The sequence below is a fragment of the Nocardioides sp. Root190 genome, from assembly GCF_001428565.1.
Lineage (GTDB): Bacteria > Actinomycetota > Actinomycetes > Propionibacteriales > Nocardioidaceae > Nocardioides.
Genome location: NZ_LMIA01000010.1, coordinates 378,615 through 391,804 on the forward strand (window position 1 = coordinate 378,615; position 13,190 = coordinate 391,804).

General features: G+C 69.1%; 15 protein-coding genes. 1 reads left to right on the forward strand and 14 read right to left on the reverse strand.

All coding sequences use genetic code 11. The annotated features are described in order from the left end of the window. Nucleotides 1–19: 19 nt before the first annotated feature. Both ASE01_RS14675 and ASE01_RS14680 read right to left on the reverse strand, forming a co-directional pair. Nucleotides 20–1,231, reverse strand: coding sequence for an NAD(P)/FAD-dependent oxidoreductase (locus tag ASE01_RS14675; RefSeq protein WP_056753404.1), 1,212 nt, complete (start codon nt 1,229–1,231; stop codon nt 20–22). Next, on the reverse strand, nt 1,228–1,566 hold the full coding sequence (locus ASE01_RS14680) for a non-heme iron oxygenase ferredoxin subunit (RefSeq protein ID WP_056753406.1): 339 nt from the start codon (nt 1,564–1,566) through the stop codon (nt 1,228–1,230). Before ASE01_RS14680 ends, ASE01_RS14675 begins: the two co-directional genes overlap by 4 nt. A gap of 152 nt (nt 1,567–1,718) precedes the next feature. Between ASE01_RS14680 and ASE01_RS14685 the strand changes: the two genes are divergently transcribed. Next, nucleotides 1,719–3,038: an aromatic ring-hydroxylating oxygenase subunit alpha gene (locus tag ASE01_RS14685; RefSeq protein WP_056753409.1), complete on the forward strand. Its 1,320-nt coding sequence runs from the start codon at nt 1,719–1,721 to the stop codon at nt 3,036–3,038. An 84-nt stretch (nt 3,039–3,122) separates the two neighbouring features. On the opposite strand, the gene ASE01_RS14690 is transcribed toward ASE01_RS14685, so the two are convergent. The 12 genes from ASE01_RS14690 to ASE01_RS14745 form a co-directional block, all read right to left on the reverse strand. Further along, complete coding sequence (locus ASE01_RS14690) at nt 3,123–3,794, reverse strand: dienelactone hydrolase family protein (RefSeq protein ID WP_056753412.1); 672 nt, start codon at nt 3,792–3,794, stop codon at nt 3,123–3,125. A gap of 16 nt (nt 3,795–3,810) precedes the next feature. Beyond that, on the reverse strand, nt 3,811–4,617 hold the full coding sequence (locus tag ASE01_RS14695) for an SDR family NAD(P)-dependent oxidoreductase (RefSeq protein WP_056753415.1): 807 nt from the start codon (nt 4,615–4,617) through the stop codon (nt 3,811–3,813). Then, a complete protein-coding gene (locus ASE01_RS14700; protein ID WP_056754763.1) occupies nt 4,614–5,126 on the reverse strand; it encodes an aromatic-ring-hydroxylating dioxygenase subunit beta in 513 nt (170 codons plus the stop codon). The genes ASE01_RS14695 and ASE01_RS14700 overlap by 4 nt, the downstream gene beginning before the upstream one ends. A 178-nt stretch (nt 5,127–5,304) precedes the next feature. After that, nucleotides 5,305–6,480 carry a thiolase family protein gene (locus ASE01_RS14705; RefSeq protein WP_056753418.1) on the reverse strand — a complete coding sequence of 392 codons (1,176 nt, stop codon included), beginning with the start codon at nt 6,478–6,480 and terminating at the stop codon, nt 5,305–5,307. Continuing rightward, entirely contained in the window at nt 6,480–6,764 is a 285-nt protein-coding gene (locus ASE01_RS14710) for a hypothetical protein (protein ID WP_056753421.1), read from the reverse strand. The genes ASE01_RS14705 and ASE01_RS14710 overlap by 1 nt, the downstream gene beginning before the upstream one ends. Then, nucleotides 6,761–7,540 carry an enoyl-CoA hydratase/isomerase family protein gene (locus ASE01_RS14715; protein WP_056753424.1) on the reverse strand — a complete coding sequence of 260 codons (780 nt, stop codon included), beginning with the start codon at nt 7,538–7,540 and terminating at the stop codon, nt 6,761–6,763. Before ASE01_RS14715 ends, ASE01_RS14710 begins: the two co-directional genes overlap by 4 nt. Nucleotides 7,541–7,565: 25 nt before the next feature. Continuing rightward, nucleotides 7,566–8,549 (reverse strand): zinc-binding dehydrogenase, encoded by a 984-nt coding sequence (locus tag ASE01_RS14720; protein WP_056753427.1) that lies wholly within the window; start codon nt 8,547–8,549, stop codon nt 7,566–7,568. Beyond that, nucleotides 8,546–9,481: an LLM class flavin-dependent oxidoreductase gene (locus ASE01_RS14725; RefSeq protein ID WP_056753429.1), complete on the reverse strand. Its 936-nt coding sequence runs from the start codon at nt 9,479–9,481 to the stop codon at nt 8,546–8,548. The genes ASE01_RS14720 and ASE01_RS14725 overlap by 4 nt, the downstream gene beginning before the upstream one ends. Nucleotides 9,482–9,495: 14 nt before the next feature. Beyond that, entirely contained in the window at nt 9,496–10,698 is a 1,203-nt protein-coding gene (locus ASE01_RS14730; protein ID WP_082606072.1) for an epoxide hydrolase family protein, read from the reverse strand. An 18-nt stretch (nt 10,699–10,716) separates the two neighbouring features. Beyond that, nucleotides 10,717–12,378 (reverse strand): AMP-binding protein, encoded by a 1,662-nt coding sequence (locus ASE01_RS14735; protein ID WP_056753431.1) that lies wholly within the window; start codon nt 12,376–12,378, stop codon nt 10,717–10,719. Between the two features lie 111 nt (nt 12,379–12,489). Next, nucleotides 12,490–12,888, reverse strand: a complete 399-nt coding sequence (locus ASE01_RS14740) for a hypothetical protein (RefSeq protein ID WP_056753435.1) — start codon at nt 12,886–12,888, stop codon at nt 12,490–12,492. 82 nt (nt 12,889–12,970) lie between these two features. Next, a complete protein-coding gene (locus ASE01_RS14745; RefSeq protein WP_056753439.1) occupies nt 12,971–13,189 on the reverse strand; it encodes a hypothetical protein in 219 nt (72 codons plus the stop codon). Nucleotide 13,190 lies beyond the last annotated feature (1 nt).

The window sequence follows — 13,190 nt, forward strand, 5'->3', positions numbered from 1 at the left end:
GTTCGGTGGTGGTGGGGGTTCAGACCGTGGCCGCCAGCAACTGCGCGGCCTCACTGGCAGGGGTGCCGGCCGAGATCGCCTTGCGCAACCTCATCAACAGGCGGGGATCGTCGACGACGAGCGCGCCGACGAGCCGTCCGTCCGGAGCGGCGTAGAGCGCGACGAGATCGCCGGTCGCCATGGAGCCGTGCAGCGTGCTGGCCTCGCCTTCCGAGGGCCGGCCGACGATCTGGATGCGATGGCCGTACTGGTCCGACCACACGTAGGGCAGGACGGGCTTGGGGCGAGGTCGACCGACGACGTGCGCTGCCATCACCTGTGCCTGGTCGCCCGCGCTCGTCCAGTGCTCGACCCTGATCGGCGCGTCGTACGCCGGGTGCGGCCATCGCGCGATGTCACCGACGGCGTACACACCGGGAAACCCGAGCACCTGGAGGTCCTCATCGCAGTCGATGCCGTGGTCCACGGGAAGACCCGAGTGCTCGAGCCAGCTGGTGGCGGGCGACGCTCCGATCCCGACGACCACGATGTCGGCCGGGAGGTCGGTGCCGTCGTCGAGTCGAACGCCGTTCACTCGACCGTCGACGGACTCGATCGATGCGACGGTCCGATCGGTCAGGAGATCTGCACCGTGCGCGACGTGGACAGAGGCGACCTCGGCCCCGACCTCGGGTCCGAGGATGTGGGCGAGCGGGACGGACTGTGCCTCGACGAGGGTCACCGCCATCTCGTGGTCGGCCGCTGCCGAGGCGAACTCGGCGCCGATGAATCCCGCTCCGACGACGACCGCGCGGCGGCCCGGACCCATCGAGGACCGCAACGCACGGGCGTCCTCGAGGCGGCGGATCACGTGCACCCCCGCGATGTCGGCGGTCCCGGCGAGGCGGCGGGCGTCGACGCCCGTGGCGATCACCAGCACGTCGTACGAGATCTGCTCGACCTCGCCCGCCCGTTCCAGGATGAGTGACCTGGCGGCGGGGTCAAGCCCGACCGCACGCGTGCCGAGCCTCAGGTCCACCTGGAGCGCGTCCACCTCGTCCTGACCGAGCAGCGGGACGGGATCGCCCACACTGTCGAGGCCCAGGAGGTCCTTCGACAACGGCGGGCGGTCATACGGCAGGTGCTGCTCGTCCGAGACCAGGACCAGATCTCCGTCATGCCCAGCCCGGCGCAGTGCCTGGACGGAACGGACGCCGCCGGTCGATCCACCGACCACCACGATCCTGGTCATCCGAGCACGTAGACCTTGCCGGCATCGACGACGACCTCGAAGGTCGCCAGCGCGATCGTCGCTGGGAAGCAGAGGGCTTCACCGGACCGGATGTCGAAGCGCGCCATGTGGAGCGGGCAGACGATCTCATTGCCCTCCAGATCGCTGTCCTCGCCCAGGGACCAGTCCTCGTGCGTGCAGGTGTCGGCGGTCGCGAAATACGCGCCCTCCTCGGTGAGGTAGACCGCGACCGCGACCGTGCCGGGACCCTCGACCGGGACGGTCATCGACTCGCCCGGCGCCAGGTCGCCTTCGTTGCACGCGAAGCGTCGCTCGACCATCTGTGCACTCTCCATCGGGCGCTCCTTGTCGTTTCTGGACTCCCACTGTCGTCAGCGGACGCTCCCGTCACCACGGCCCGTTCCGGCGTCCGGAACCACGCGATGCCCCGCTGCGGAGGTTGCTGCACGGTGATCGCAACCCACTCTCAGAGACAAAGGAGTCGCCCGTGTCCGCCTACGTGAACGACGACCGTGAGACGCCGCGCTTCCAGGTGAACCGCGCGACCATGGTCGATCCCGAGGTCTTCGCACTCGAACGCGACAAGATCTTCAATCACACCTGGCTCTACATCGGTCACGAGACAGAGCTGAGGAAGAAGAACGACTACAAGACGCGCTCCGTCGCCGGTCGGCCGTTGATCTTCGCGCGTGACGCAAAGGGCGAGATCAAGGTCTGGATCAACTCGTGCCCCCACCGCGGCGCGATGTTGTGTCGCGAGGACAAGGGCAACGCCCGCTTCCTGACCTGCTTCTATCACGGCTGGAGCTTCAGCACTGCCGGCGAGATGGTCTCGATGCCCGGCGATGCGTCGTACGGCCCCGACTTCCCTCGGCCCGGCCTGGCCTCACCGGCGAAGGTCGACTCGTACCGCGGCTTCGTGTTCATCAGCTTCGACCCCGATGTCGTCGACCTGAAGACTCATCTCGCCGGTGCCACTGAGTACATCGATCTCGTCTGCGACCAGTCCGAGCAGGGCATGGAGGTCCTCGAGGGAACTCACGAGTACTCCATCAAGGCGAACTGGAAGCTGCTGGTGGAGAACAGCTTCGACGGCTACCACGCCGTCTCCACCCACCAGCGGTACTTCGAGATGGTGCTGGCCGCCCGTGGCAGCCTCGACCCCAGCGCGCTGGGCGACTCCCGCGGCATCGACCTCGGCAACGGCCACGCCGTGGTCGCCGGTGCTCCCGCGACCGAGGGCCTCTTCGGTCGCCCGCTGTCGGAGGACGGCGCGGCCGAGCGCGACGCCCGCTTCGAACACTTCCGTGAGCTGTACGGCGACGGGTGGGTCGACCGGATGCAGGGCAACCGCAACCTGGTGATCTTCCCGAACCTCGTCATCATCGACCTGGTGATGGGTGTCGTGGTCCGCAAGATCGACCCGATCAGCCAGGACTACATGGAGGTCACCGCCTGGGAGCTCGCCCCGCCAGAGGAGGGCGACGAGCTGCGCAAGCAGCGGCTCGACAACTTCCTGACGTTCTGGGGACCCGGTGGCCTGGCCTCCCCCGACGACGTGGAGGCACTTGAGACCTGCCAGGTCGGGTACGGCGCCTCGCGTGAACTGGCCTGGTCCGACATCTCCCGCGGCATGAACAAGGACGTGTGCAACACGACCGACGAGCTCCAGATGCGCACCTGGTGGCGGCGCTGGAACGAGATCGTGACCGGCGAGAAGCTGCCCGAGGAGAAGAAGGCCCCACTGGAGGACACCTTCACCGCCCGCCGACTGGAACGCACCGCGGTGGCGACACCCACCTCCTGACCGGATGACCGAATGCGAAGGCCGCCCCGCAGAACTGCGGGGCGGCCTTCGTGCTCAGTGCACGTTCGGATGGTCCGTGGCTTCTCAGCCAGCGAGGGGGTGCTGCTCCCGCCACTGGACCGCCAGAGGCGTGAGCCGGGACGCGACGCGCGCGAGCAACCACTCGACCGTCCGCTGCCAGCCGTCGTACGACGCCGAGAAGCTGATGCCGTCCTCGGTGCGACGGTGGAAGTCGGCACCCACCCGTGGGTAGGTGACCACCTGGCTGAAGACGTCGGAGCCGTCGTCGAGCACCTGCCGAAGGCGGTCGATCTCGGCCGCCGAGAGGTCCTTCGTCTCGGCACCGAACAGCCCGAGCCACGGAGTGCGCAGTGCAGGACTGGCCGCGACAGCGGCCACATCGGGCGCCGGGGAGATGCTGACTGCGGCACCGAACGCCCGGCTCCGGGCCAGGTCGAGTGCCAGCGTGGCACCCGCTCCGATCCCGACGACCCCGACCTGCTCGGGCCCCCAACCGGCCGCGCCGGCCCAGGTCCTGGCCCGTTGCCCGGCATCGGCGGCGGCGGTGAGCGCGAGCGACTCGAAGCCCTCCATGGCGAAGGTGTTCATGGCCTCGACGGCCTCCACCTCCGGCGTCTGCTCATCGATCAGCAGCACGATCAACCCGCGCTGGGTGCCACCCAGCCGGACCTCGAGTGCGGGCACACCGGCCGCCAGCTCGATGTGCGTCGGCTGGATCAGGATCACGTCGGACATGTATGTCGCCCCTCGCTCAGTCAGTGGGGTGCGGGATCCACGGCCAGTACTTGGCCGTCGCTCCCGCGTCCACGGTGATGTTGGTTCCGGTGACCATCGCCGACTCGTCGGATGCGAGATAGACGACGGCACCGACGTAGTCGTCGGGGGTGGGCAGACGACCGAGGGGCAGCTGCGCCGCGAAGTCGTTGCGGTACGACGACGGGCGGGCGAGCAACGTCTCCATCGCCTTGCGCGCCTCCGGGTCGGTGGGCGCGGTCGCCGTCGGGGTGAACCCGTTGACCCGGATGCCGTGCTGCGCCAGCTCCATCGCCGTGGACCGGGTGAAGTTGATCAGACCGCTCTTGCCGGTGGAGTAGCCCACATTGCCCGGCTGGCCCTGCCAGGCGGCGGTGGACAGCACGTTGATGATGCTGCCCTCGCGCTGCTGCTCGATCATCGAGCGGCCGACGGCCCGGGTGAAGAGGAAGGACCCACCCAGGATCACGTCGAGCTGGCGCCGGAAGGCGTCGTACGGCATGTCGAGGACGCCCTGCTGCTGGAAGAAGACGGCGTTGTTCACCAGCACGTCGATGCCTCCCCAGCGTTCGACGGCCAACGCCACCGCGGCCTCCGCATGCGCCGGATCGGTGACATCGCCAGCGAGGTGGAGCGCGTCACCCCCGGCCTCGATGATGCGACGGGCAGCAGCTGCTGCCACCTCCTCGGACAGGTCGGTGCACAGGACCGCGGCGCCCTCGGCGGCGAGACCGGCCGCAAGGGTGCCACCGATGTTGGGGCTGGCGCCGGTGACGATCGCGGCCTTGCCCTGCAGCCGGTTCACAGGATGATGCTGACCTTGCCGTGGGGGCGGAGTGCGGCGAGGTCGAGGACCGCACGGCGGACGAGGTAGCGCAGGGCACCGTCCTCATTGCGCTCCAGCACATGCCGGTAGCAACCGACGTAGGTGTCGAACGCGCCGTTGCGCATCCGGAAGACCGCGAAGTTGGCACGGATGTGGATGCGTCCCTCGGCATCGGCGCCGGCCACGACGTTGCTGATCATCCGGCGGGTGCGGGAGTGCGGGTACTCCGCGTGGGCGGACCGTTTCATCAACGAGCCGATCCGCTGCTCGAGGAGGAACCGGTCGTCCTGCACGAGGAACAGGTCGCGGCCGGGGTCGCCATCGGGCAGGTCCGTGGACGGCACCAGGTACTGCCCCTCGGGAAGGAACAGCTCCAGCCACTCCGGAAGCCGCCAGTCGTCGAGGAGATCGGCTTCCTCGTACAGGAACCGCTCGGCCTCGGCGGAGAGCGCCGCATCGTGCTCGGCGCGGAAGGAAGTCGTGGTCACGTCGTTCTCCTCGGGTCGGGCCGACCCGGTGCGACCGGGTGGCTCCCTCAGGCTGCCGCCTGCGGGAGCCCCGGTGAACCGGCCGTTCCGGGGTCCGGAACCGTCGACCGACGCGGAGTCGGACCCGCGGTCGGACCCGGTGTCGGACCCGGTGCCAGACCCGGTGCCAGACCCGGTGTCAGACCCGACGGAAGAGCGCAGCGAGCGCCTGGCCGCCACCGATGCACATGGTCACGATGCCGAGCTCGAGGTCGCGGCGTGCCAGGTCCTTGGCGACCCGCAGCGACAGGATCGCGCCGGTCGCGCCGACGGCGTGACCGAGGGCGATCGCACCGCCGTAGGGGTTGACCTGTTCTGCGGAGAGACCGGCGTCCCGAGCGACGGCAACGGCTTGGGAGGCGAACGCCTCGTTGAGCTCGATGATGCCGATGTCCTTCGGCGTGGTGCCCGTCTTCTCGAACAGTGACTGCAGTGCGAGGACCGGGGCGTAGCCCATCAGCTCGGGCTCCATCGCCGCTGTGGTGACGGCCTCGAGGGCCACCAGCGGCGTCAGTCCCCTCTCGGCGACGGCGGACTCGCTGGCCAGCACCACGGCGGCAGCGCCGTCATTGATGCCGGAGGCGTTGCCCGCGGTGACGGTGCCGTCCTTCTGGAACGCAGGACGAAGACCGGCCAGGGTCTCCAGCGTCGTGGCTGGCTTGGGGTGCTCGTCGTCGGTGACCGTGAACGGCTTGCGACCGCCCACCTCGACCGGCACGATCTCCTCGGCGAAGACGGCCCTGGCCTCCGCCGTGGCAGCGCGGCGCTGCGACTCGAGCGCGAACTCGTCCTGCTCGGCGCGAGTGACGCCGTACTTCGCGGCGACGTTCTCGGCGGTGATGCCCATGTGGATGCCCTGGAACGGGTCGGTGAGCATCATGACGGTGCCGTCCACCAGCGAGCGGTCCCCGAGCTTGTAGCCCGACCGCGCGCCGAAGTCGTAGAACGGCATCCGGGTCATCGACTCGTCGCCACCGGCCAGCGCGATGTCGAGGCCGTTCCAGCGCATCTCCATCGCGGCAGACCAGATCGCCTGGAGGCCCGAGCCGCACAGACGGTTGACGGTGTAGGCCGGGATGTTCTTCGGAAGGCCTGCCGCGACGGCGACCCTCCGGGCGTTGTAGGCATCGGGACCGACCTGGCCGATGCAGCCCATCACGACCTCCTGGACGTCCGCGGCGGCCACGCCGGAGCGCTCGAGGGCCGCACGGCTGGCCGTCGCACCGAGCTCGAAGCCCGGGACGTCCTTGAACACTCCACCGAAGCTGCCGACCGGCGTCCGTGCGCCGTCCACCAGCAGGATCTTCTCGTCCATCACCACTCCTCGATCACTTTTGCCAGACATGCCGGGCACGACTTCGCGCCCGGTGCCGCACCCACCGGCAGCGGGAAGGGCAGGTCCAGCATCTTGCGCCATGAGTAGGACCACAGCCCACATGCGGTGGTCGCCGTGCCCATCTCCTTGGCATGCACCACGGCGGAGGGCCGCGTCACGAGCTCGCCCTCTACGAAGGTCTGGCTGACGTAGGCCGTGGTGACGTACCAGCGGCCGGGGTCGCGCGACCCGGTCCGGGAAGCGACGTCGGTCGCGATGCTCATCGCATCCTCCACTCGGGTGCGCGCTTCTCGCGGAAGGCCGTGACGCCCTCCTTGATGTCCTCGGTCGTGAAGGCGAGCGCGAGCTGGGACTGCAACGCCGAGAGGGCACTGTCCAGCGTCATGTCGCGGGTGGCGTCGATCGCGTCCTTGCCCAGACGCATGAGCAACGGCGACTTCGCAGCCAGGCGGTGCGCCCAGTCCCGCACCGTCGCCTCGAAGTCCCCGGCAGGGACGACGGCGTTGACGATGTCGAGGCGCTCGGCCTCACGGGCGTCGATCGACTCGCCGAGCATCATCAGCTGGTTGGCCCGCATCCGCGGGACGTTGCGATAGATCAGCGCGGAGATCATGAACGGGAAGACCCCGACGTTGATCTCGGGGCAACCGAACTTCACCCCCTCCTTCGCGATGACCAGGTCGCAGGCCAGGGCCAGTCCGAAGGACCCCGCAAGAACATCGCCGCCGGCGGCGCAGATGACCGGCTTGCCCAGCCCGCCGATCAGCGCGTACAGACGAGGGAAGCGATCGAGCCCGGCGTACTTCGAGATCGTCGGCGCATCGCTGGCGAAGGCCTTGAGGTCCCCGCCGGCGGAGAAGATGCGTTCGTGGGAGGAACCGAGGACGACCACCCTGACTGCTTCGTCGTCCCTGACGTTCTCGAGCGCAGCAATCAGCTCGTCGAGCAGGGCATCGCTCAGTGCATTGCGGGTCTCGGGCGAGTCCAGGGTCAGGAAGGCGACTCCGCGTTCGTCGACCTCGTGGCGAACCAGGCTCATGGGTGCTCCTTGCAACATCGACGAATCAGATCTCGAGAACGACCTTGCCGAAACCGGCACCGGACTCGAGGTGGGCGTGGGCGTCGGCCGCACGGTCCAGGGAAAAGGCGCGGTCGATGACCGGCGGTGGTACGTCGTACCGGGCCATCAGGTCCAGCAGGCCGGCGAAGTCGCGCGGGCTGCCCATCGTGGTGCCGAGCAGGTCGTACTGCCCGAAGTAGAAGGGGCGGACGTCGATCGTGGCCTGGTCCGAGCGGTTGGCGCCGAGAACAACCAGGCGGCCGCCGGGCCGCAGCGCCCGGATCGCCTCCGGCCAGGCGCCGACCGAGTCGAGGACGACGTCGAATCCCTTGCCCCCGTTGACCTCGCGGGCGTCCTCGGGCCACGACAGCGAGCCCGCGCCGTCGTACCGGACACCGCCGGAAGCGCCGAGCGAGCAGGACTGCTCGATCTTCGCGTCGGCCGAGGAGGTGACCACGACCCGTGCACCGACGGGGGAGCCGAGCATCACGGCACTCGTCGCGACGCCCCCTCCGGCGCCGAGCACGAGCAGGCTCTCGCCCGCCTGCAACCGCGCGCGGGAGAACAGAGCCCGGTAGGTGGTCAGTCCGACCAGTGGCAGTGCGGCCGCCTCAGCCCAGCTGAAGCCGGCAGGCTTCGGCGCGACGCACTCGTTGGGGACGGCGACGCGCTCGGCGTAGGTGCCGGGCCGGTGGTCGCCGAGGATCTCCCACTGGCGGCCAGGTGCCGACTCGTCAGTGCCCCAGAAGAGAGAGGGCAGGACCACGACGTCCTCGCCGGTGATCAGGTCCACACCGGCACCGTCCGCGCCCGGCGTGTGCGGCAGCGGGGAGGAGTACTTGCCCTGACGCACGAGTACGTCGTGCCAGTTGAGTGCTGCGGCACGCAGCTCGACGACCGTCCAGCCCGAGCGGGCCTGGGGGTCGGGGCGATCGGCGAGCCCGAGCACCTCAGGCGCGCCGTACGCCTCCTGGACGACGGCCTTCATGAAACCGGGGTGAGCGAAAGCAGCCGGTCGCGGACCTGGCCGGAGAGCTCGATCGCCTCGTCGGCCGAGTCGGCCACGGGGATCAACGTGATCGTCCGGGCTCCGGCCTCGACGTACGACGCAACGAAGTCAGCGACGTCGTCGGCGGTGCCGGCCGGTGCGATGTGCTGGAACTTCTCCGGAGGGAGGTTGTAGAGCGTGGACATCGACTCACCGAGACCAGCGCGGGCCCGATCGCCATCCGAACCGAGCCCGACCCAGATGTTCAGGCCGGCGAAGGAGGGACCGGACTGGTCGCGCTCGGCGAAGCCGTCGAGGATCTGCTGGTGGGTCGCGGCATAGCGACGCGCCGAGCACCACATGCCGAGCCAGCCGTCGCCGTGCTCGACGGTCCGGCGCACGGCGACGTCGCCACCGCCTCCGATCACGATCGGGACCCGGGGGTTCGGCGCCGGAAGCACGCTCGATCCCTGGAACGAGTAGAACTCGCCGTCATGGTCGACCTTCACACCGCTGGCGATCGCACGGAGCACCGCGAGGTTCTCGTCGACGCGACGGCCGCGGGTCGCAGGATCGATGCCCATGTTTGCCACCTCGCTCCGGTCCTCGCCTCCGACACCGACCCCGAGGGTCAGCCGTCCCGGAGCGATCTGGCTCAGCGTGGCCAGTTGCCTCGCAGTCGCGAGGGGATGACGCAGGCCGAGCAGGTAGACGCCCATCAACACGTTGAGGGTGTCGCTGGTGGCGAGCGCGGCGGTGGCCGCGACGAATCCGTCGAAGCCCTGCCCGCCATGGAAGCTGATGTGGTCACCAACAGTGAGATGGTCGAGGCCCGCGGCCTCCATGCTGGCCAAGAGCTGGCGCCGTCGGGCCGGGTCCGCCTCGAGGAAGTCGTCGTTGAGGGCGATGCCGACCTCGATCTCAGTGTTCATCTGTCGATGCTCGCTCACGGACGCCCGCCTTCACAACTATTGGTCTGACCAGAAAATGGAGAAGTCTCCAACCCACCGAGGGTCGCGACGAATGCCTGGATCTCGGCAGCGAGCAGGTCCGGGACCTCTGCCGCCGCGAAGTGGCCGCCGCGGTCCATCTCGCGCCAGTGGCGCAGGTCCCGGTACTGACGGGCGACCGCCGAGCGGGGGGGCCGGATGATCTCCGCCGGGAAGATCGAGCAGCCCGTGGGTACGTCGACCGGCGCGGCCTGGGCACGCCAGTCGACCTCGCGGTACAGGCGCGCCGCCGACGCACCCGTCGCCGTCAGCCAGTAGACGGAGACGATGTCGAGGACGTCGTCGAAGGACAGCAGCGAGATGCCGTCCTGATCAGTGCCGGACCAGTCCCACAGCTTCTCCGCGATCCACGCGCACAGCGCCACAGGCGAGTCGACGAGCCCGTAGCCGATGGTCTGCGGACGGGAACGCTGCACCTGGGCATAGGCATAGCCGTCCTTGCGGTAGTGGTCCTCGCGCTCGAGACCGCGCCGTTCACTGTCGGAAGCGTCTGCGCGGTCCTGCTCGGTCGCCCGCGACACCGGCAGGGTGAGGTGCAACCCTGCCACTCGATCGGGATGCCGTCGGGCGAGCGCCGAGCTCACCACCGCACCCCAGTCGCCACCGTGGGCAACGAAGACCGGGTAGCCCAGGGCCTCCATCAGCGCCGCCCAGGCATCCGCCGTGCGCTCGATCCCCCACCCCGTGCTCGAGGGACGGGCACTCCAGCCATGGCCGGGCAAGGACGGGGCGACGACGTGGAACGCCTGTCCGTCGCGCGGCTCGGTGAGGAGCGGAACCAGGTCCAGGAACTCGAAGCACGTGCTCGGCCAGCCGTGCGTCAGCACGAGGGGTACGGCGTCCGGGCGACTCGACCGGACGTGCACTGCGTGGATCCCGAGACCGTCGACCTCGACCCGGATCTGGGGCACCGAGCCCAGCCGCTTCGCGAGCCGATCCCAGTCGTAGCCGCGCTGCCAGTGGCCGACCAGCTCCCGGAGGTCGGCCAACGCAGGTCCTTGTGCGTTGCCGGGTTCGGTCGCCTCCTCGGGCCACCGCGTGGCGTCGAGCCGTGCACGGAGGTCTGTGATCTCGTCATCGGAGACCTCCGGCACGAAGGACTGCGGCAACCCCGTTGTCGGCGACGGCAGGACGGGCATGGGGGTGGGCCGAAACGCTCAGGCGTCCGCAGGCGCCAGCTTGGAGGCGATGTCGGCGCGCAGGAGGTGCTTCTGCACCTTGCCGGTCGCCGTCATCGGAAGCGCCTCGACGATCTCGATCCGCTCGGGCAGCTTCTGGGTCGCGACGTTGTGCTCACGAAGGTAGGTGCTCACCTGGTCCAGCGTCAGCTCGCTGCCCGACGCTGTCGGGACGACGTACGCACAGACCTTCTCGCCCAGGCGCTCGTCGGGCATGCCGACAATGGCGACATTGGCGATGTCGTCGTGGGCGAGAAGGTGCTCCTCGAGCTCGCGGGCGCTGATGTTCATGCCGCCGCGGATGACGATGTCCTTGAGGCGACCGGTGACGCGCACGAAGCCGTCCTCGTCCATCCGGCCGAGGTCGCCGGACCGCGAGAAGCCGTCGGGCGTGAACAACGCGGCGGTCTCCTCGCCGTTGCGGAAGTACTCGATCATGTGGCTCGGGCCGCGGTAGGAGATGTCGCCCTCCTCACCGCGCGGGACCTCGATGCCGTCGGAGTCGACCACGTGGATGGAGGCGCCGTCGAGGGCCGAACCATCGGAGGAGGCCGAGCGCGACGCCTCGTCGTTGACGGTGCACATGGTCGTCAGGAAGTTCTCAGAGCGGCCGTAGAGCGAGAGGGTCTGGCAGCCGGCGAAGAGCTTGCCCGACGCCTCGACGACCGAGCCCGGGATCGGCGAGCCCGCGCACACCCACAGGCGCAGGCTGGACGCGTCGTGCTTCGCCGGGTCGTAGGCACCCATCAGCATCTGGAGGAACGGCGTCGCCGTGACGGCCGCCGTGCAGCCGTGCTCCTCGATCAGGCGCAGGCCCTCGGCGGGGTCCCAGGCCTCCATCAGGTAGGACTTCGCGCCGGCGAGCAGAGGCAGCAGGACGCTGGTCACCAGTCCGGTGCTGTGGGTGATCGGCGACGGACCGAACTGCACGTCGGCCGAGGTGTACTCGAGGCTCTTCGCAATGGCGGCCGCGCTGGAACGGATCGTGTTGAAGGTGTGGAAGCAGCCCTTGGGACGCGACGTGGTGCCGGAGGTGTAGACGATGAGGAAGCCGTCATCTGCCGAGGAGTCGGCACCGAGCTCTGCCTCCAGGCCGGCGACATCGCCCTCGGCGTAGAGACCCTCGAGGGAGGAGCCGATGGCAGGCTGGGCGGAGCGCGCGACGTAGAGCTCGCGGAGGTCGGGCGTTCCGGAACGCAGCTCGCCGAACATGGCAGCGTGGTCGAAGCCGCGGAACTCTCCGCACGTGACGGCCATCGCCGCTCCCGAGTGCTGCAGGACGTAACCGACCTCGTCGCCGCGGTAGATCGGCATGATCGGCACGAGGATCGCGCCGATGCGCGAGGCCGCTGCGGCAACAATCGGGAACTCGACCCAGTTGGGCAGTTGGGCGGCGATGCGCTCGCCTCGCTGGAGACCGGCCCGCTTGAGACCCACGGCCAGGCGGACCACCCGGTCGGCGTACTCACCGAAGGTCAGGGCGCCTGCTGCATCGACGAGGAAGGGCGCATCAGGCGTCGCAGCGGCCTGCGCCGTGACGAGCTCGTAGAAGCTCGACTCCTGCCAGTAGCCCTGCTCGTAGTAGGAGGCGATGTCGGCCTCGGAGTACCTGTCGCGAATGGTCTTCAACTGCTCTGCCATGTCCAGTCCCTCTTCTCGGGTGTGCGACCTGCATCACACGACGTTGTCGCAGAATATAATGGTCAGGCCATTAAAGCAACGAGGCCTTTCCGCAGTCCGACGCCCCACGCGTCAGGCCGCGGCACTCGCGCTGGAGGCCCGTGATGCTTCGAACGATGTCCTCGCCAAGCCCACTGCGACACCCACCAGCACCGCGGTGACGGTGGTGAGCAGCAACTGGACCAGGGGCAGCTCGCCCGCGCCGGCGCGAACCAGCGGAACGATCAGGAAGTAGCTCCCGACGGCAGCCGCGGGTGCTTGACGCCAGGCGGAGACCGGCGTGCCGGGCGGTGTCGCAGCGACGGCGGCGGCACCGAAGGCCACCAGCGCCACGAGGAGGAGCCAGACGTAGCCGAGTGGTTCGGCGAGCTGCATCACCGCAGGATGGACCAGGCCGCCCACGAGCAACACACCGAAACCGCGGAAGGCTCCGCGGATCACGGCGGCGTAGCCAAGGGCGCGAGTGCTCATGCCCGGAAACCTAGACATTCAGGGTCTCCGAGGCATCGCCCTTGGGGCGGAGCCCCCTCCTCCGAACGGCTCACGGTCGACCTCAGACGAGCGCGAGGACTCCAGCGCCGGCCAGGACGAGTCCGGCGATGTAGCAGGCGCAGGAACCGCGGTGCAACGAACGGATCCGGCGCTCACGGTCGAACACCTCGAAATGGTCGGGGACCAGGACCAGTGCGTGCGTCCGACCCCAGTGTCCGAGCAGGCCCACCCCCAGTCCCATCAGGACCAGGACACCCGCGTGCACCCATTGCTCGACCACC

Excerpts from the sequence above, each read along its gene's own strand:
- ASE01_RS14740 (WP_056753435.1), bottom strand. The coding sequence starts at position 12,888 with ATGAGCACTCGCGCCCTTGGCTACGCCGCCGTGATCCGCGGAGCCTTC.
- ASE01_RS14705 (WP_056753418.1), bottom strand. The coding sequence starts at position 6,480 with ATGGACGAGAAGATCCTGCTGGTGGACGGCGCACGGACGCCGGTCGGC.
- ASE01_RS14680 (WP_056753406.1), bottom strand. The coding sequence starts at position 1,566 with ATGGAGAGTGCACAGATGGTCGAGCGACGCTTCGCGTGCAACGAAGGC.
- ASE01_RS14720 (WP_056753427.1), bottom strand. The coding sequence starts at position 8,549 with ATGAAGGCCGTCGTCCAGGAGGCGTACGGCGCGCCTGAGGTGCTCGGG.
- ASE01_RS14725 (WP_056753429.1), bottom strand. The coding sequence starts at position 9,481 with ATGAACACTGAGATCGAGGTCGGCATCGCCCTCAACGACGACTTCCTC.
- ASE01_RS14730 (WP_082606072.1), bottom strand. The coding sequence starts at position 10,698 with ATGCCCGTCCTGCCGTCGCCGACAACGGGGTTGCCGCAGTCCTTCGTG.
- ASE01_RS14690 (WP_056753412.1), bottom strand. The coding sequence starts at position 3,794 with ATGTCCGACGTGATCCTGATCCAGCCGACGCACATCGAGCTGGCGGCC.
- ASE01_RS14675 (WP_056753404.1), bottom strand. The coding sequence starts at position 1,231 with ATGACCAGGATCGTGGTGGTCGGTGGATCGACCGGCGGCGTCCGTTCC.
- ASE01_RS14735 (WP_056753431.1), bottom strand. The coding sequence starts at position 12,378 with ATGGCAGAGCAGTTGAAGACCATTCGCGACAGGTACTCCGAGGCCGAC.
- ASE01_RS14715 (WP_056753424.1), bottom strand. The coding sequence starts at position 7,540 with ATGAGCCTGGTTCGCCACGAGGTCGACGAACGCGGAGTCGCCTTCCTG.
- ASE01_RS14710 (WP_056753421.1), bottom strand. The coding sequence starts at position 6,764 with ATGAGCATCGCGACCGACGTCGCTTCCCGGACCGGGTCGCGCGACCCC.